Raw genomic sequence first — 16,111 nt, 5'->3', positions numbered from 1 at the left:
CAGCTAAACGCTTTGCACGCGCCCGGCGAAATGGAAGCGCGATAGATACTTTTTCAAGGTGGATGACGGTCTGCTCGGGGTAGCGCATGCAGAGCGACGATTTCCATCCTTGCTACAAACCAACCTCAACGATTCACTCAGCTCTTTGTCCGCGACGCCAGTTGGCGCGCAAGCGCATCGTGAGCCCGCGTTGCAGCTTGCCCATCCACCTTCGCGGCCAATACCTTCGTTAACTGATCCAGCTGGCCCGCCGTGATGCCCACATTCATGCTGAAGCCCATGTGTGCCTGCAGTTGCGCGTCAGCCCCCGGCAACGCCGACAACATCCCGACGGTTGCGAGCTCGCGACTTTGCCAATCCAAGTTATCGCGCTCGAAGATGGCACCAAACAGATGGCTCTTCAGGTACTGATCCACCACTGGCGCGAAGTCATAGATGGCGCCCTTTGCGGGACCGCCCAGCAGCTTGGTCTGGTTCGCGGTGCCGGCCGCGAGCAGCGCTTCGCCGGTTGGAATGGGCCTTCCAGGCAGCTGCCCTTGTGCATCCTGTATGCCGCGTTGCTTGCGTGCTTCGACGACCTTCATCAGTTCGTTCAAAGCGTTCAAGCTGCGCGGAAATCCTGCGTAGGCGTAGAGCTGTATGAGCACTTCCTTCGCATCGTTGACGGTCAACCCGGCGTCCAGGCCCTGATCGAGCGCGATAGCGAGCCGGGCCATGTCACCAGAAGCGCCGAACGCCGCGATCGGAACGATGGCCTGCTGGCGCATTGAGAGGGTCTCGGACGCAGACTCCCGCTGCGTCGCCGCTGAGGTCTGTCCATGCGAGGGCGCATGCTCCATCATGGCCACAGCGCCGATTGCCAGGCCGAGGGCAAGCTTCGAGAAGCGCTTAACGTGTTGTGTACTGTTCATCGCTGACTTTCTCCATCCATTCGACGTTCTTTCCATCGAGCATTCCTGTCACCGCAAGATGTGTCATCGCCACTGCAGGCGATGCACCGTGCCAATGCTTCACACCCGGCGGGCACCAGACGACATCCCCGGCTCGTAGCTCCTGAACGGGCTTGCCCCACTCCTGTGTGCGGCCTGCACCTGAAATGACGACCAGCCGCTGTCCGGCAGGATGGGTGTGCCACGCAGAACGTGCACCCGGCTCAAAAGTAACGTAGCCGCCGCTTGCGGTAATCCCGCTGGTGGCGGGCCAGAGCTGATCGACCCTGACGCGACCGGTGAAGGTCGCCTCAGGACCAGCCACGGATGGCGTGGCTCCCGCGCGAAAAATCTGCTGGGCTGTGATGGGCACGGCGGGTTCCACGGCGTAAGCCGCGCAGGCCTGCGCCATCCAAAAACATGCGCCCAAGGCGCGAAGACGGTGGTTCAAATGGGACTCCTTATTGATCTGAAACCAGCTCAACGAAATAGCTCAGCCATGCGTTGTCGCAGTGGCCGCCGGGCCTGCGAAATACTCTGCATCGGTAACGTGCGTCAGCCATTCAACGTTCTTGCCGTCGAGCGCTTCCTGCACGGCAATGTGCGTCATCGCAGTTGTGGCGGTCGCGCCGTGCCAGTGCTTGTGGCCGGGCGGGCACCAGATGACATCTCCCGCACGAATCTCTACGATCGGCTCGCCTTCGCATTGGGTCCACCCGCAGCCCGCCGTGACGATCAGTGTCTGGCCCAGTGGATGGGTATGCCAAGCCGAACGCGCACCGGGCTCGAAGGTAACGCTGGCGCACGACGTGCGCGCAGGCGGCGGCGGGTTGTTCAGCAAGTCGATGCGGACGGAGCCAGTGAAGCATTCAGCAGGGCCCTTGGCGGATGCTTGAGTGCCGGGACGGATGAGTTTCATAGGAGTGGCCTTTGCATTCGCCCCACTGTATTTCTGCGCCGGTTTTCCGAGAAGACTGCAAAATCAGCATGCACTTGTGCAAATCAATCACCAATGGCCAAAGAAAACCTGAACGATCTGCAAGCATTTGTGGTGGTCGCTCGCGAGCGGAGCTTCACCCGAGCGGCAGCGCAAATTGGTCTTTCGCGCTCGGCGTTGAGCCACGCGATGTTGGCGCTGGAAGCGCGGCTGGGCGTGCGGCTTCTAACGCGAACCACCCGAAGCGTTTCGACCACGGAAGCCGGCGCGCGCCTGCTCGACACGGTGGCGCCGCGTCTGCAGGAGATCGAGGCCGAACTAGGTCAGCTCAGCGCGATGCGCGACAAGCCGGCCGGCACGGTGCGCATCACCGCACACGACCACGCCATCGGCACCGCGCTCTGGCCGCGCCTGATGCCCTTGCTCAAGCAGTACCCCGACATCCAGATCGAGTTCAGCGTCGACTACGGCTTCACCGACATCGCGGCGCAGCGCTTCGACGCCGGCGTGCGAGTCGGCGACCGGATCGACAAGGACATGGTGGCCGTGCGCATTTCGCCCGACATGCGGATGTCGGTGGCTGCCTCCCCTGAGTACTTGGCGGGCAAGACATCGCCGAAGAAGCCGCAGGACCTGACCGAACACCGGTGCGTGAACCTGCGCCTGCCGACGCGCGGCAACCTGTACGCGTGGGATTTCGAGAAGGGTAGAAAGTCGGTCAACGTGAAGGTCGACGGGCAGACCATCTTCAACAGCACGGCCCTGATGCTGCAGGCAGCGCTCGACGGCCTGGGCTTTGCCTATGTTCCTTACGACCTGATGAAGCCACACATTGAAGCAGGCCGACTGATTCCGGTGCTGGAAGATTGGTGGCCGACCTTTCCGGGCTATCACCTCTACTATGCGAACCGGCGCCAGATCGCGCCGGCGTTGGCGCTGGTGATCGAGGCGCTCAGGTATCGCAAACCCGAGCGAACTGCTTTTACCGCGAAGCGCTGAAGCGCAATGCCTTTACCACCAGCGAAAAGGCCGGCGACGGCTGCCGCTTGCTGGGGTAGTACAGGTGGTAGCCGGCGAACTTGGGGCACCAGTCCTGCAACACGCGAACCAGCCGCCCCGAGTCGATGTGCGCCATCAGCTCGTCTTCCGGCAGCAGCGAGATGCCGAGCCCGGCCAGCGATGCGTCGATCTGCGGAGGCGCGGTGTTGAAGATCAGCGGCCCATCCACGCGGACGTTGACCTTCCGGCCACGCTTCTCGAAGTCCCACACATAGAGTCCGCCCGATGTCGGCATGCGCTGGTTGATGCAGGCGTGCTTCGTCAGATCGGCCGGCGTCTTGGGAATGGAATGGACGGCGAAGTATTCGGGCGATGCCACCACCGCCATCTGCAGCGGCGGGCCGATGGGCACTGCGATCATGTCGTTGTCGATCGTGTTGCCCATGCGCACGCCCGCATCGAAGCGGTCGGCCACGATGTCCCGAAAGCTGTAGTTCATGTCGAACTCCAGCTTGATCTCCGGGTACTCGCGCAGCAGCGGCGTGAGCTTGGGCAGCAGCACCGTGTGCAGCACGTTGTCGCCGCAGGTGATGCGCACGGTGCCGGCGGGCTTGTCGCGCAATTCGGTAAGTGCTTCCAGTTCGGCCTCGATCTCGTCGAAGCGGTGGCCGATCGCCTTCATGAGTCGCTCTCCAGCCGATGTAGGTGCGACGCTGCGTGTGGTGCGTGTGAGCAGGCGGATCTGCAGGCCTTCTTCCAGGCCGCGGATCGCCTGGCTGAGCGCCGATTGCGTAACGCCCAATGTGCCAGCCGCTTTGGTGAAGCTGCCTTCGCGGGCCACCGTCACAAAGGCCAGGAGGTCGTTGAGATTGCGTCTTGGCATGTTGGTCTTCGCGGGGCGCGCACTGATTAGTGGAGTTAATAAATGTATTAAGCATTCATTACCTAGTCAATTTCCTCGTCGATCGGCAGACTTGCCGTAAAGGAACATCGACCATGAAAACCCATACAGGCACCCCTTCCGACCGCCGCGAATTTTTGAAGATGGCTGGCACCGGCGCCGCTGCCGCCGGCATGTTGTCGACGACTGGCGCCACATTGGCAGCGGCGCCGATGAAGAGCACCCGGTTGTCAAGCGGCGCAGACAATTTCTACACGAGCGACGAAGTCACCGTGCAAAAGGTCAGCTTCAAGAACCAGTACCAGATGACCATCGCAGGAAACCTCTTCTTTCCCAAAAAGCTGGACCGCAAGAAGCGCAGCCCGGCGATCGTCGTCGGTCATCCCATGGGGGCGGTAAAGGAACAGAGCGCGAATCTCTACGCGACCAAGATGGCGGAACAGGGCTTCGTGACGATTTCGCTGGACCTCGCGTTCTGGGGCGGCAGTGACGGACAGCCGCGCAATGCCGTCTCGCCCGACATGTATGCCGAGAGCTTCAGCGCTGCAGTCGATTACCTTGGCAGCCAGGCGCTCGTCGACAAGCAGCAGATCGGCGCCATCGGCGTGTGCGGCAGCGGCAGCTTCGTCATCAGTGCAGCCAAGATCGATCCGCGGATGAAGGCCATCGCTACGGTGAGCATGTACGACATGGGCTCGGCCAACCGCGATGCGCTGAACCACTCGCAGACGGTCGCTCAGCGCAAGCAGATCATCGCTGCGGCCGCCGAGCAACGGCAGGCGGAGTTCAACGGCAGCGCTGTCCAATACACCGGCGGAACGGTGCTCGCGCTGGCAGCCGATACGCATCCCATCCAACGCGAGTTCTTCGATTTTTATCGCACGCCGCGCGGCGAGTTCACCCCCAAGGGCGCATCGGCGCGCACCACCACGATGCCGACGTTGACCAGCAACGTGAAGTTCATGAACTTCTACCCGTTCAACGACATCGAGACGATCTCGCCTCGGCCGATGCTGTTCATCACTGGTGACCAGGCCCATTCCAGGGAGTTCAGCGAAGACGCCTACAAGCGCGCCGCCGAACCGAAGGAGCTGTTCATCGTTCCGGGTGCCGGCCATGTGGATCTGTACGACCGCGTCACGCTGATCCCTTTCGACAAGCTCACCTCGTTCTTCAACAAGCACCTCGTTGGGGCGAGCGCCTGATGACGGCACAAGCCATTGGCGCGTCGGCCGGCAGCGCCGATTCAGACGAACGAAGCGAAGCGCAGCCAGCCCACTGGGGCGGAGTCTTCGCGATGACGCTGTGCGTCTTTGCACTGATCGCCTCGGAGTTCATGCCCGTCAGCCTGCTGACGCCGTTGGCGACCGACCTCAAGGTCACCGAAGGCATGGCGGGACAGGGCATCGCCATCTCCGGCGCCTTCGCGGTGCTTACCAGCCTGTCGATCTCGGCAATCGCCACGAGGATCGACCGCAAAGCACTGCTGCTGTCGCTGACCGCGCTGATGTGCCTCTCGGGGGCCATCGTCGCGCTCGCACCCAACTACCTGACCTACATGGCGGGCAGGGCGCTGATCGGTGTCGTGGTCGGAGGCTTCTGGTCCATGTCGGCGGCCACCGCCATGCAACTCGTGCCACCGTCCAAGGTGCCGCGTGCACTCGCGATCTTCAACAGCGGCAATGCGCTGGCCACGGTCGTGGCGGCGCCGCTGGGCAGCTTCCTCTCCTCGGTCATCGGGTGGCGCGGCGCGTTCTTCTGCCTGGTGCCGGTGGCGGCGATCGCATTCGTCTGGCAGTGGTTCAGTCTGCCGGCCATGAAGGTACAGCCACGTTCGCGTGGCTCGGGCAATGTCTTCAGGCTCTTCAAGAACCGGCTGGTCGTGCTCGGCATGTTGGCAGTTGGCATCTTCTTCATGGGGCAGTTCGCGCTGTTCACTTACCTGCGGCCGTTCCTGGAGACAGTGACGCAGGTCGATGTGTCAACGCTGTCGCTGGTGCTGCTGATGCTGGGTGTCGCTGGCTTCGTCGGCACCACGGTCATCGGCCGGTTTCTGAAGCTCGGGTTCTACGGCACGCTGACGATCATTCCGGTGCTGATGGCCGCGATCGCGGTGACGCTTGTCGCCGCGGGAGACTCGGTGTCTGCCACGACGGTGCTGCTGGGCGTCTGGGGCCTGGTGGCAACCGCAGCGCCTGTCGGCTGGTGGCTGTGGATCGCACGCACGCTGCCGCAAGACGCCGAAGCCGGCGGCGGGCTCATGGTGGCGGTGGTGCAACTCTCCATCGCGCTCGGCTCCACGGTGGGTGGCCTGCTGTTCGACGGTAGCGGCTACCGGAGCACCTTTTCTTTCAGCGCCGGCTTGTTGCTGATCGGCGCGTTTCTGGTTGTCTTGACAGCGCGTGCTGACCGCACGAAATCGACATGATCCAAAGCCTCGTTCCTTTCGCCACGACGGTCAAACCTCGCAGACGGTGGCGCCTGCACCTTGCGGGCTTGTGCATCGGCCTGCTCGCTGTCGGTGCCAGTCACGCCGAGTCACGCATGTGGATGACCGTCGGCGAACGTCGCATGGCCGTGACCCTGGCCGATACGGATGCCGCCCGTGCGTTCGCTGCGCGACTGCCGATGACGCTCGACATGACCGATCTCAACGCCAACGAAAAGAAGTTCGACTTGGCGATGGAGTTGCCCGCGAACGCTAGGCGACCGGGAACGATCCGCAACGGCGACCTCATGCTGTACGGCACGAGCACCGTAGTCGTCTTCTATCTGACGTTCGATTCGCAGTATTCGTACACGCGTCTGGGTCGGGTGGACGACCCGGCCGGTTTGGCGCAAGCGCTCGGACAGGGCAGCGTCAAGGTCGGATTCTCAAGGCAATGAAGACTCAACGCAGCCCGCGGCCTGAAATTCATTAGCTGAAGTAATAAAGGCATTAAGCATTTGTCACGTAGTCGACGCGCGGCGTGTTTGACACAGTCGAACGCGGCAAAGAACAACCAAAAAAAAGCCCGCAGAAGGCTTCGCTGCGCACGGTCAAGCACGGCCCCGGCCAACACGCACCGCGATGAGCTGGCGAACTGCCACCGCATCCCATTTTGAAAGGACACCGTCCATGCCCCACGAAATCAAGAATGATCTCCCGTCCGAACTCAATGCCGACGAAGCGGCACTGCTGCGAGAAATGCCCGCACTCAACGACGTGGGGCAAGCGCGACGCACGTTCATGATGCAGACCGGCGGCGGTGGCATCGGCCTCTTCGCCGCCAACCTGCTGGCGACCGAATCTGCGCTCGCGCAGATGCCGCCTGTGCCCGGCGCGGCCTCCGCGCCCGTCGTCGCGCAGAACGTCGTGAAGGTCAGCTTCCTGGTCAACGGCACACCGCATGCGCTGGACATCGACTCACGCGTCGTGCTGCTCGACGCGCTTCGCGAGCGCCTTGCGCTGACAGGCTCCAAGAAGGGGTGCGACCAGGGCCAGTGCGGCGCCTGCACCGTGCTGGTGGACGGACAACGCGTCCTCTCCTGCCTGACGCTGGCTGCTACGCTGCAGGGCCGCGAGGTCACGACCATCGAAGGACTGGCGAAGGGAGGCCAGCTGCATCCTATGCAGGCGGCCTTCGTCAAGCACGACGGCTTCCAGTGCGGCTACTGCACGTCGGGCCAGATCTGCTCCGCCGTTGGCATGTTGGGCGAAGCACAGCGCGGCCAGGTCAGCCACGTCACCGAGAACGTCGGGAAGACCACCACGCGCCTGACCGACGACGAGATCAAGGAGCGCATGAGCGGCAACATCTGCCGCTGCGGTGCCTACCCGGGCATCGTCGCGGCGATTCAGGAGGTGCATTCGGGCCGGCAGGCCGCGCAAACCTGGGGCTTCGCCACCGAGACGCAGCTGGCGATGACCACGACACCCAGCAAGGAGGACGGCCATGCGACCGTTTGAGTACGTGCGGGCAACGGATGCCACGTCCGCGACCGCCGCCATGTCGGCCCTGCCGCAAGCCAAATACCTTGCGGGCGGAAGCAATCTGCTGGACCTGATGAAAGAAGACGTCGAGCGCCCGACGCGCCTGGTCGACATCACCCGCCTGCCGCTGCGCGACATCCAGCGCACGCGCGCCGGCCTCTCTATCGGGGCCCTGGCCACCAACACAGAGACGGCCAACCACCCGCTGATCCGCGAGAACTACCCGCTGCTCACGCAGGCGATCGTCGCGGGCGCCTCGGGTCAGTTGCGCAACATGGCCACCAACGGCGGCAACCTGCTGCAGCGCACGCGCTGCAATTACTTCTACGACACATCCATGCCGTGCAACAAGCGCGAGGTCGGCAGTGGCTGCGGCGCGCGCGAGGGCCTCAACAAGATCGGCGCGATCCTCGGCTGGAGCGAGGCTTGCGTCGCGACCTATCCCGGCGACATGGCCACCGCGTTGTACGCACTCGATGCCAGGGTGCGCGTGCGCGCGCCGGACGGCCGCGAGCGACTGATCGCCATCACCGACTTTCATCGGCTGCCGGGCGACACGCCGCAGCGCGACAACAACCTGGAGCATGGAGAGTTGATCGTCGCGATCGAGCTGCCCGTGTCCGCGGGAGACTTCGCGCGCAACGCGCACTACCTGAAGGTGCGCGACCGTGCCTCATACGCTTTCGCGATGGTCTCCGTGGCTGCCGCGCTGGACATGGACGGCAGCAGGATCCGGCAGGCGCGCGTGGTGCTGGGCAGCGTCGCGCACAAGCCCTGGCGCAGTGCAGAGGCCGAAGCGGTGCTCGTGGGCCAGCGTGCCGACGAGGCCACATTCCAACGCGCTGCCGAAGCCGCGCTGCGCGATGCGCGTCCGCTGGCGCACAACGCCCACAAAGTGGAACTGGGTCGCCGTTCTGTGGTGCGGGCGCTGATGCGCGCTTCGCGCCTGGCGTGAAGAAGGGAAATCACATGGCACGCTATCTAGGCAAGGAAACGACCCGCGTCGACGGGCTCGCCAAGGTCACCGGCAAGGCGAAGTACACGGCAGAGTTCCAGATCCCGAATGTCAGCTACGGCTTCATCGTGCTGAGCACGGTGGCCAAGGGCCGCATCACCGCCATCGACACGCGCGAAGCCGAACAGGCGGGCGGCGTGATCCGTGTCTTCACGCATCTGAACGCGGGCAGGCTCGGTCCGGCACCCGCGGCCGGTGCAGCGCCAGCGTGGTCGTGGCCGCTGCAATCGGACCGCGTTTTCTTCAACGGCCAGCCGATCGCGCTGGTCGTGGCCGAGAGCTACGAACAGGCAAGGTATGCGGCGCGGCTCGTCAAAACGACCTACCAGACCGAGTCGCACAACACCGACTTCTCGACGGTGCTGGACCGCGCGCAGCCGGACCCTGCCACGGCAAAGGGCACGCCCCGCGGCAACCCGGTCGCCGCGATGCAGGCCGCGGCGGTCAAGGTCGAGGCGGAGTACCGCATTCCGATCAACCATCACAATCCGATCGAGCCGCACGCCGCCATCGCGTTCTGGCAGGGCGATCAGCTCACGATCTTCGACAAGACGCAGGAAGTCTTCGGCGTGCAGAAGCATCTGGCAGAAAGCCTCGGCGTGCCTGCCGGGAACATCCGCGTGGTGTCTCCGTTCGTGGGGGGCGCCTTCGGCGCGTCGCTCAAGCCGAACTACTACCCGTCGCTGACGGCGATGGCGGCGCGTGAACTCAAGCGCCCGGTCAAGGTGGTCTACACACGCACCCAGATGTTCACCGGACACGGTTACCGGCCGAACACCATCCAGAAGATCGCGCTGGGCGCCGACCGCAACGGCAAGCTGACATCGATGATCCACGAGGCGTTCCACAACACCTCGTCGTTCGAGGCGTTCTCGGATTCGACCACCGGCTTCACGCGGCAGCTCTATGCCTGCCCCAACCTTCACGCGCCGTTGAAGGTCGCGGCAACGGATCTGGGCACGCCGACGTGGATGCGCGCGCCCGGCGCGGTGAGTGGCATGTTCGCGCTCGAATGCGCCATGGACGAACTGGCCTACACGCTCAAGATCGATCCAATGGAATTGCGGCTCGTCAACTACGCCGAAGTCGATCCTGAAAGCGGCAAGCCGTTCTCCAGCAAGGCGCTGCGCGAGTGCTACCGCCTGGGTGCCGAGAAGTTCGGCTGGAAGAACCGCAAGGCCGAGCCACGCTCGATGCGCGACGGCCGCCTGCTGGTGGGATGGGGCATGGCCTCCAGCGTGTGGGGTGCGATGCAGATGCCCGCCAGCGCACGCGTCATCTTCCGTGCCGATGGGACGGCGAGCGTGACCAGCGCGACCAGCGACATCGGGCCGGGCACCTACACGGTGATGACCATGATCGCGGCCGAGTTCCTCGGTCTTCGGCTGGACCAGGTGCATTTCGAGCTGGGCGACACGCGGCAGCCGAAGGCGCCGGCGCAGGGCGGCTCGTGGACAACATCCAGCGTGGGTTCGGCGGTGCGAGGTGCGGCGCTCACCATCGTCGCGAAGCTGCTGGATCTTGCGAACCGGGATGCTGCGTCGCCGCTGAAGGGCGCGAACGCAGCGGACGTGGACATGCTCGATGGCGTCTTGAGCCTCAAGAGCGATCCGTCGCGCTCGGTCGTCATCGCCGAGGTCATGCGCCACACCGGCACGAGCGAGATCGCCGAGACCTACGACTCGACACCGTCGCCCGAGCGCGCGAAGTACACCTCGCTCGCGCACGGCGCGCAGTTCGTCGAGGTGAAGGTCGATCCGGACCTGGGCACGGTAAAGGTCACTCGCGTTATCGAGGTCACCGCCTGCGGCAAGATCCTGAATCCGCTCGCCTCCCACAGCCAGGAGATCGGTGGCGTGGTCTGGGGCATCGGCATGGCACTGGAAGAAGCGACCGAGATCGACCACCGCTATGGCCGAATCATGAATGCCAACCTGCAGCATTACCACGTGCCGGTGAACGCCGACATCCATTCCATCGAAACCATCTTCGTCGAGGAAGAAGACACCATCGTCAATCCGCTGGGCGTGAAGGGCATGGGCGAGCTGGGCATGGTGGGGATTCCGGCCGCCATCGCCAACGCGATCTTTCATGCCACTGGCAAGCGTGTGCGCGATCTTCCGATCACGCCGGAGAAACTGATTTGATGACGTCGAGCGACAGACCACCTGATGCAATAAATTCTTCTGGCTCAACGAGACAAAAGAGCCGAATGAAGCTCAACATCGTCGTTGACGGTGCTGTCGTTGCAACTGGAGAGCTTGACACCAGTCCAAGTGCAGCGGATTTCGCCTCGCTTCTTCCCATGACGCTGCATTTGCAAGACTACGAGGCAACAGAGAAGATCGCAGATCTGCCGCGCAAGCTTTCAACTGAAGGCGCCCCGAGTTCGTATACGCCGTCATCGGGGGACATTTGCTTCTACGCTCCGTGGGGAAACATTGCTTTCTTTTACCAAGATGGCGCATCTTCAGACGGACTGGTACGCCTTGGGCGTCTTCAATCAGGGCTTGATCGCTTAAACAAATGCAATCAAGACAGTTTGGTCGCGGACCTGTACTTGGTCTAAGTTGGAAAAGGCCGCTGGCAATCCGAGGGCAGCGTTTCGACGAGCGCTTCAGATTGAGCCAGTCCATTGCGACGTCATCGCGACTGACCGTCTTCAGCCGCCGACTTCAGGCTCTGCACGCAGGCGCTGTCATCATTGCAGGACGAAGTCAGCAATAGCCTGAACTGCCGGGTAATCCAATCCGCCAAACCCATGCGTGCCTTGGTGCGCACATAGATCGCCAGAAGGTTTCCCTCCAGTCAACTCGACCACATTCTTTCGTGAGGTGCCTGTCAGTCGATCCACCACAAGTGGCAGGTCTTTGGGCGCTGTCACCGAGCAGCCGTCTTCGTGATGGGCCAGCACGAGTACGGGCAGCTGCAGCTTTTCCAAATTGAAATGCGATACAGCATGCCCCTTGGTAAAAGTGGATTCGCTGGAAATGGGCGAGGCCAGAACGAGTCCATCCGGCCCGGTGGGGCCCGGCCCTAGGCGAAGAGTCGCAGCGACAGCAGATTCTGTCCCGCGGCTATGTCCGACCAGCCACACAGGAACATCCGTACGCTCGCGCAACCATTTGATGGTCGCTTCGACGTCGGCGACGTGTTCGTCCGAATCTCTGAGCCCCGCCAGGCCCGAGCGCCTATCGGATGCTGCGTCGATGACGACAACCGCAATGCCTCGCTGAGCAAAGAGCCCTCGATTGCGAACGAGAAAGTTCTGGTCTCCCCATCCAATGCTGCCGTTCGGGAAGATCTTGAGCGCTCCATGGCCGCCAGCGATGAGGACTGCCGCCGCTCGTGGTTTGCCATCCGGTTCTACAAAGATCATCCGCTGTGTCACGCCTGGACGTGTGGCCAAGTCGACCACGGTCGACGTGTCTGCCCACGCAGGCGACATCAGTGCGATTTGGAGGCCTACTGCAAGGCCTGCAAGAACTGTGCGCATTGAGTCGATCCTTCAGAAGGCATTGAACCTGGACGTTTGCTTTCGGCACTTTTGTCTAGAACCCATTGGCTGCTTGTGGCCCACGGTAGAGGTCATCTGGTTGACGGTACGGCGAACGGATTCTGTCTCCGAAACTGTTCGAGGACGCAGTCCGGCAAGATTCCGTAGTTGCCATTCGCATATGTGTCAACGAGGGTCAGCATGACGGTGTCGTTCCATCGCCGGACGATGGGCCAAATTTCGTACTCCCTGCTGCCCGCGATAGCGAGGGCGAATGCAGGGGTCGCCGATTTTCCCAGTTCTGATACCCCAAGCACCTTGGCGAGTTCTGGAAGCGGACCTTTGCAGTCGATGAGATAGCGGTGATAAAGGACCTCAAGATCGGCGCGTTGAGCCGCCACCTCTCCCTCCGGTTGTGGCTGGGCACGCGCGGTTGCCTGGAATCGGATGAGGTCGGCCGCGAGGCGACCGGACAAGTACCAAACGAATCCGTCATCGTAGGCAAGGCTGGGCATCGGGTCGGCGCGGGCCGATAAGCCGAGGCACGCTGTCAGGATGAGAACCGTAGTTCGATGAAACATTTGATTCTTGATCGAGGTCAACATGAGTGCGGCAACGCGGTGGCTGGAGGGCGGTGGCAAATGTCCGATGTTGGCCTACTCAGAAGTCTAGCCTCGACCAACGCCAGCTCGCTTGCTGGCGAAGCAGACATCTTCGACGCCCGGGCGGATGACGGCACGGGGCCCAGCCCGCCTGTTCGGATGTCCCCAAAGCAAACGTCCAGTGCATTGACGCAAGGCCAGCCGTCACCCAACCGCCGCTTGACGCACCGCCCTCGCAAAAATTGCGAGCGTGCCAGATGAAAAGTTCACCGATTCAACAAGCCGCGCCATCGCAATTCCATAGCTCCCGAAACTTGACGCGCTCCATCGAGAGCGCTTACATTGCCTTCGCCTCGTGATGAGCGGGGCTGGGATTGGCGTCCCGATGACATCCTGCGACGAAAGCCGCAGTCACCGCACAGGTCTGCGGCTTTTGCGTTTGTGCCTCTTTTTAGGCGGCTCGAACGGGAGGGCTCGCGCCCTGCCGGTTTCCGCAAGGATGTCCCGGTACGCCAACCTGTTCGAGCTGCCGCCCCCAATTGGCGTTGGGTGCGTCGGTTGTTGCAAATCGACATCCTTGGAGGCCCCATGGCCCATGCTTCAGACGCCGGCACCCACGCCGGCAACCCTGCCTCGTCCTTCCGTCCCACCGCCCAGTTCAAACCCTTCGACTGGGTGCAAGCCGACAAACTCGATGCGTCCCGACAAAGCCAGGCCGCATTCCTCAACGATGCGCGCGACGTGGTGCAGGGCGCGCAAACGCTGGTGCGACTGCTCGACTGGGACGAAGAACGCCGCGCCTGCGCCGCGTCCGATGCGGATCCGGCACCGCTCTTCGACGCCCCCCAGCGTGAATCGCTGCAGCGGCTGCTCGCGGCATCCCTGAGCCTTCTTCACGCCCGCATCGAAGGCCAGTGCGAAGCCTTGACGGGCTAGCTGGCTGGCTAGCCATTCACCACCGTGCGGCCGACAGCGGGCGGCGCATGCCGCGCCATCAGCTCGGCCACCCAATCGATGAACACGCGCAGCTTGGCGCTGACATGCCGGTTGGGCGCAAAGGCCACGTAGAGCGGCATCGGGTCGAGGCGCCACTCTTCGAAAAGCGGCACCAGTTCGCCGCGCAACCGGTGCGCCTGCGACATGTAGTCCGGCAGCCAGAGCACCCCCAGCCCGGCGAGCCCGGCGGCAAGGTAGGCATTGCCGTCGTCGACCGAGAACACGTGGCGGCCGTGCACCTCGATGCGCTCGCCGCCGCGGTGCATGGCATACGGAAAAGCCTTGCCGGTGCGCGACCACAGGAAGCCCACGACCCGGTGATGCGTGTCTTCCAGCTCGCTCGGGTGCTCGGGCGTGCCGGCGTGTTCCAGGTAGCTCGGCGCCGCGTACACGCCCAGCTGCAGGTCGCCCACGCGGCGCGCCATCAATGACGGGTCGGTGAGTTCGCCGCCGCGTACCACGCAGTCCACGTTGTCGCCGATCACGTCCACCATGCGGTCGCTCACGCCCATGTCGAGCTGGATGTCGGGGTAGCGCGCGTGGAACGCCGACAGCGCGGGCACCAGGATCATGCGGGCCAGCGGGCTGGGCACGTCCACGCGCAGGCGGCCACGGGGCAAAGCCGCGGCGCTCGACAGGCTGGTCTCCGCATCGTCCATGTCGGCCAGCAGGCGCACCACGCGCTCGTAGTAGGCCGCACCGTCGGCCGTGACGTTCACCTTGCGCGTGGTGCGGTTGAGCAGCTTCACGCGCAGCCTGGCCTCCAGCTGCTGCACGAGTTGCGTCACGCTGGTCTTGCTCAGGTGGAGCGTGTCGGCCGCCTTGGTGAAGCTGCCTGCTTCCACCACGCGGGCGAAGGCCTGCATCGCATCGAAACGGTCCATGTCTGCTCCTGGTGTCGCGGATTGTTTGGGTTCTGCAAACAGTGATTGTTGGTGTTGCCCGTTTATCCGCAAGGCGCAGTTCCCTAAAGTCCCTTCATCGTTCTTCTTCAACCACTTTCGACAAGGCCTTCCAATGACTCAACGCGACGTCGTTTTTCCGCCCGGGCGCCAGGCGCTCTATGAAAAGAACCGCTATTCGCCGGCGGTTCGCTCCAATGGCTTCCTGTTCGTCTCGGGGCAGGTCGGCAGCCGCGAAGACGGCTCGCCCGAGCCCGACCTGCAGGCGCAGGTGCGGCTCGCTTTCGACAACCTGAACGCGGTGCTGGGGGCCGCAGGCTGCACGTTCGACGACGTGGTCGATGTCACGGTCTTCATCGTCGACCCGGAAGCGAACTTCGAAACCATCTGGAAGCTGGTGCCCGAGTACTGGGGCAACGCGCCGCACCCGACGCTCACCGGCATCGGCGTGACGTGGCTCTACGGCTTCAAGTTCGAAATCAAGGTGATCGCCAGGCTGCCCGAGGGCAGCGGGGGCTGACCCTGCCTGCGCTACGGCTGCAGATACTGCGGCAGATAAGGCGGCAGCGCCCGGCCGACGCTGCGCAGGTGCTCGAACTCGGCGTCGCTCAGCGGCCGTTCCAGCAGGTCGAAATGGCACAGCGTGCCGAGCAGCGTGCCGTCGGGGCCCGGTATCGGTACGCCGTGGTAGGCCACCATCACGCCCTTGTAGGGGTGCCCGTCGAGCCTGTCGTCGTGCGCGGAGTTGGTGGTCAGGAACGCGCCGTCGCGCAGCACGAACTGGCAGAAGCTGATGCCCATCGGCACTTCTGCCAGGTACTCGGGGCGCGCTTCGCCGGCCTTGTCGACCAGCGCGATGTTTCTGAAAAGATCGCCGTCGAGCCAGTAGACCGCCGTGAAGCGGTGCGGCACGCGCCTGTTGAGCTGGCCAAGGGCTTCCGCTAGGCCCCGGCTCTCGCACACGGCGACGAAGCTGTCGATGCTCTCCCGCGACGGCGCTTCCGACGCCTTCGACAGCAGCTGGATGTAGAGACGGTCGACCTCGTGCTCCCACGCCGTGCCCGCGTCGACGAAGGCGATGTCCGCATCGGTGCCTGAATCTCCGCCGCCCGGCGCGCTCGGATACGGAGGCACAGCCACCCCAGCGGCCTTGAGCGCTTGCTCTTTTTGAAATCGGGACAGCAGAGTCATGGGGTGGGGGGAGTACGGGCCATGGTACTTCAGTGGCACTGGTCCAGGGCGACGAATGTGGCTTGCACCGCGCGAAGCGGGTCGAAAGTCGTGGCGCGCCTACATCGACGGCACCGGAGCGCTGACGTCTGGGGGCGGTTGCGCCGTCCACAGTGCCATCGACTCTTTGG

Annotated in this window: 18 protein-coding genes; 10 read left to right on the top strand and 8 right to left on the bottom strand. The window is 63.5% G+C overall.

Annotation, left to right across the window (positions count from 1 at the left end; translation table 11 throughout):
* Window positions 1-137: 137 nt before the first annotated feature.
* The 3 genes from AC0IYU_RS10225 to AC0IYU_RS10215 all read right to left on the bottom strand — a co-directional run bounded on the left by AC0IYU_RS10225 (window position 138) and on the right by AC0IYU_RS10215 (window position 1,848).
* The gene (locus AC0IYU_RS10225) at window positions 138-839 is read right to left on the bottom strand and encodes a carboxymuconolactone decarboxylase family protein (protein ID WP_472116166.1); all 702 of its coding nucleotides are present in this window, start codon (window positions 837-839) and stop codon (window positions 138-140) included.
* Between the two features lie 49 nt (window positions 840-888).
* Window positions 889-1,341 carry a (R)-mandelonitrile lyase gene (locus AC0IYU_RS10220; protein ID WP_472116163.1) on the bottom strand — a complete coding sequence of 151 codons (453 nt, stop codon included), beginning with the start codon at window positions 1,339-1,341 and terminating at the stop codon, window positions 889-891.
* An 81-nt stretch (window positions 1,342-1,422) separates the two neighbouring features.
* A complete protein-coding gene (locus AC0IYU_RS10215) occupies window positions 1,423-1,848 on the bottom strand; it encodes a (R)-mandelonitrile lyase (protein WP_435441771.1) in 426 nt (141 codons plus the stop codon).
* A 93-nt stretch (window positions 1,849-1,941) separates the two neighbouring features.
* On the opposite strand from AC0IYU_RS10215, the gene AC0IYU_RS10210 reads away from it, so the two are divergent.
* Window positions 1,942-2,865 carry a LysR family transcriptional regulator gene (locus AC0IYU_RS10210; RefSeq protein ID WP_472116020.1) on the top strand — a complete coding sequence of 308 codons (924 nt, stop codon included), beginning with the start codon at window positions 1,942-1,944 and terminating at the stop codon, window positions 2,863-2,865.
* On the opposite strand, the gene AC0IYU_RS10205 is transcribed toward AC0IYU_RS10210, so the two are convergent.
* Window positions 2,849-3,748 (bottom strand): LysR family transcriptional regulator, encoded by a 900-nt coding sequence (locus AC0IYU_RS10205; RefSeq protein ID WP_472116017.1) that lies wholly within the window; start codon window positions 3,746-3,748, stop codon window positions 2,849-2,851. The genes AC0IYU_RS10210 and AC0IYU_RS10205 overlap by 17 nt on opposite strands.
* Window positions 3,749-3,939: 191 nt before the next feature.
* Between AC0IYU_RS10205 and AC0IYU_RS10200 the strand changes: the two genes are divergently transcribed.
* The 7 genes from AC0IYU_RS10200 (at window position 3,940) to AC0IYU_RS10170 (ending at window position 11,323) form a co-directional block, all read left to right on the top strand.
* Window positions 3,940-4,971: an alpha/beta hydrolase gene (locus AC0IYU_RS10200; RefSeq protein ID WP_472116160.1), complete on the top strand. Its 1,032-nt coding sequence runs from the start codon at window positions 3,940-3,942 to the stop codon at window positions 4,969-4,971.
* 92 nt (window positions 4,972-5,063) lie between these two features.
* On the top strand, window positions 5,064-6,194 hold the full coding sequence (locus AC0IYU_RS10195; protein WP_472116157.1) for an MFS transporter: 1,131 nt from the start codon (window positions 5,064-5,066) through the stop codon (window positions 6,192-6,194).
* Complete coding sequence (locus tag AC0IYU_RS10190; protein ID WP_472116014.1) at window positions 6,191-6,652, top strand: cyclophilin-like fold protein; 462 nt, start codon at window positions 6,191-6,193, stop codon at window positions 6,650-6,652. The genes AC0IYU_RS10195 and AC0IYU_RS10190 overlap by 4 nt, the downstream gene beginning before the upstream one ends.
* Before the next feature lie 232 nt (window positions 6,653-6,884).
* The gene (locus AC0IYU_RS10185; RefSeq protein ID WP_472116011.1) at window positions 6,885-7,715 is read left to right on the top strand and encodes a 2Fe-2S iron-sulfur cluster-binding protein; all 831 of its coding nucleotides are present in this window, start codon (window positions 6,885-6,887) and stop codon (window positions 7,713-7,715) included.
* Window positions 7,702-8,694, top strand: a complete 993-nt coding sequence (locus tag AC0IYU_RS10180; RefSeq protein ID WP_472116008.1) for an FAD binding domain-containing protein — start codon at window positions 7,702-7,704, stop codon at window positions 8,692-8,694. The genes AC0IYU_RS10185 and AC0IYU_RS10180 overlap by 14 nt, the downstream gene beginning before the upstream one ends.
* Window positions 8,695-8,708: 14 nt before the next feature.
* Window positions 8,709-10,901: a xanthine dehydrogenase family protein molybdopterin-binding subunit gene (locus AC0IYU_RS10175; protein WP_472116004.1), complete on the top strand. Its 2,193-nt coding sequence runs from the start codon at window positions 8,709-8,711 to the stop codon at window positions 10,899-10,901.
* Window positions 10,902-10,966: 65 nt separating this feature from the next.
* Window positions 10,967-11,323, top strand: coding sequence for a cyclophilin-like fold protein (locus AC0IYU_RS10170; protein WP_472116001.1), 357 nt, complete (start codon window positions 10,967-10,969; stop codon window positions 11,321-11,323).
* 132 nt (window positions 11,324-11,455) lie between these two features.
* Here AC0IYU_RS10170 and AC0IYU_RS10165 read toward each other — a convergent pair whose 3' ends face one another.
* Both AC0IYU_RS10165 and AC0IYU_RS10160 read right to left on the bottom strand, forming a co-directional pair.
* A complete protein-coding gene (locus tag AC0IYU_RS10165; RefSeq protein WP_472115998.1) occupies window positions 11,456-12,250 on the bottom strand; it encodes an alpha/beta hydrolase in 795 nt (264 codons plus the stop codon).
* A 92-nt stretch (window positions 12,251-12,342) separates the two neighbouring features.
* Complete coding sequence (locus AC0IYU_RS10160; protein WP_472115995.1) at window positions 12,343-12,855, bottom strand: hypothetical protein; 513 nt, start codon at window positions 12,853-12,855, stop codon at window positions 12,343-12,345.
* A gap of 585 nt (window positions 12,856-13,440) precedes the next feature.
* Here AC0IYU_RS10160 and AC0IYU_RS10155 point away from each other — a divergent pair.
* Entirely contained in the window at window positions 13,441-13,788 is a 348-nt protein-coding gene (locus AC0IYU_RS10155; protein ID WP_472115992.1) for a hypothetical protein, read from the top strand.
* An 8-nt stretch (window positions 13,789-13,796) separates the two neighbouring features.
* Here AC0IYU_RS10155 and AC0IYU_RS10150 read toward each other — a convergent pair whose 3' ends face one another.
* Window positions 13,797-14,732, bottom strand: a complete 936-nt coding sequence (locus AC0IYU_RS10150) for a LysR family transcriptional regulator (protein WP_472115989.1) — start codon at window positions 14,730-14,732, stop codon at window positions 13,797-13,799.
* A 133-nt stretch (window positions 14,733-14,865) separates the two neighbouring features.
* Here AC0IYU_RS10150 and AC0IYU_RS10145 point away from each other — a divergent pair, with 133 nt between their 5' ends.
* On the top strand, window positions 14,866-15,270 hold the full coding sequence (locus AC0IYU_RS10145) for a RidA family protein (protein ID WP_472115986.1): 405 nt from the start codon (window positions 14,866-14,868) through the stop codon (window positions 15,268-15,270).
* A gap of 11 nt (window positions 15,271-15,281) precedes the next feature.
* Here the strand turns inward: AC0IYU_RS10145 and AC0IYU_RS10140 are convergent, their stop codons facing one another.
* Complete coding sequence (locus AC0IYU_RS10140; protein ID WP_472115983.1) at window positions 15,282-15,941, bottom strand: GAF domain-containing protein; 660 nt, start codon at window positions 15,939-15,941, stop codon at window positions 15,282-15,284.
* Window positions 15,942-16,111: the final 170 nt, after the last annotated feature.

It is taken from the genome of Variovorax sp. AC103 (assembly GCF_979254005.1).
Note: the sequence above shows the minus strand (reverse complement) of the source record. Positions and strands in the feature narration are given on the sequence as shown.

Bases quoted from the DNA above. Each gene is read 5' to 3' on its own strand.
- AC0IYU_RS10220 (WP_472116163.1), bottom strand. From the start codon at position 1,341: ATGGCGCAGGCCTGCGCGGCTTACGCCGTGGAACCCGCCGTGCCCATC.
- AC0IYU_RS10165 (WP_472115998.1), bottom strand. From the start codon at position 12,250: ATGCGCACAGTTCTTGCAGGCCTTGCAGTAGGCCTCCAAATCGCACTG.
- AC0IYU_RS10185 (WP_472116011.1), top strand. From the start codon at position 6,885: ATGCCCCACGAAATCAAGAATGATCTCCCGTCCGAACTCAATGCCGAC.
- AC0IYU_RS10210 (WP_472116020.1), top strand. From the start codon at position 1,942: ATGGCCAAAGAAAACCTGAACGATCTGCAAGCATTTGTGGTGGTCGCT.
- AC0IYU_RS10170 (WP_472116001.1), top strand. From the start codon at position 10,967: ATGAAGCTCAACATCGTCGTTGACGGTGCTGTCGTTGCAACTGGAGAG.
- AC0IYU_RS10155 (WP_472115992.1), top strand. From the start codon at position 13,441: ATGGCCCATGCTTCAGACGCCGGCACCCACGCCGGCAACCCTGCCTCG.
- AC0IYU_RS10140 (WP_472115983.1), bottom strand. From the start codon at position 15,941: ATGACTCTGCTGTCCCGATTTCAAAAAGAGCAAGCGCTCAAGGCCGCT.
- AC0IYU_RS10145 (WP_472115986.1), top strand. From the start codon at position 14,866: ATGACTCAACGCGACGTCGTTTTTCCGCCCGGGCGCCAGGCGCTCTAT.
- AC0IYU_RS10150 (WP_472115989.1), bottom strand. From the start codon at position 14,732: ATGGACCGTTTCGATGCGATGCAGGCCTTCGCCCGCGTGGTGGAAGCA.
- AC0IYU_RS10175 (WP_472116004.1), top strand. From the start codon at position 8,709: ATGGCACGCTATCTAGGCAAGGAAACGACCCGCGTCGACGGGCTCGCC.
- AC0IYU_RS10205 (WP_472116017.1), bottom strand. From the start codon at position 3,748: ATGCCAAGACGCAATCTCAACGACCTCCTGGCCTTTGTGACGGTGGCC.
- AC0IYU_RS10215 (WP_435441771.1), bottom strand. From the start codon at position 1,848: ATGAAACTCATCCGTCCCGGCACTCAAGCATCCGCCAAGGGCCCTGCT.
- AC0IYU_RS10225 (WP_472116166.1), bottom strand. From the start codon at position 839: ATGGAGCATGCGCCCTCGCATGGACAGACCTCAGCGGCGACGCAGCGG.
- AC0IYU_RS10180 (WP_472116008.1), top strand. From the start codon at position 7,702: ATGCGACCGTTTGAGTACGTGCGGGCAACGGATGCCACGTCCGCGACC.
- AC0IYU_RS10200 (WP_472116160.1), top strand. From the start codon at position 3,940: ATGTTGTCGACGACTGGCGCCACATTGGCAGCGGCGCCGATGAAGAGC.
- AC0IYU_RS10190 (WP_472116014.1), top strand. From the start codon at position 6,191: ATGATCCAAAGCCTCGTTCCTTTCGCCACGACGGTCAAACCTCGCAGA.
- AC0IYU_RS10195 (WP_472116157.1), top strand. From the start codon at position 5,064: ATGACGCTGTGCGTCTTTGCACTGATCGCCTCGGAGTTCATGCCCGTC.
- AC0IYU_RS10160 (WP_472115995.1), bottom strand. From the start codon at position 12,855: ATGTTGACCTCGATCAAGAATCAAATGTTTCATCGAACTACGGTTCTC.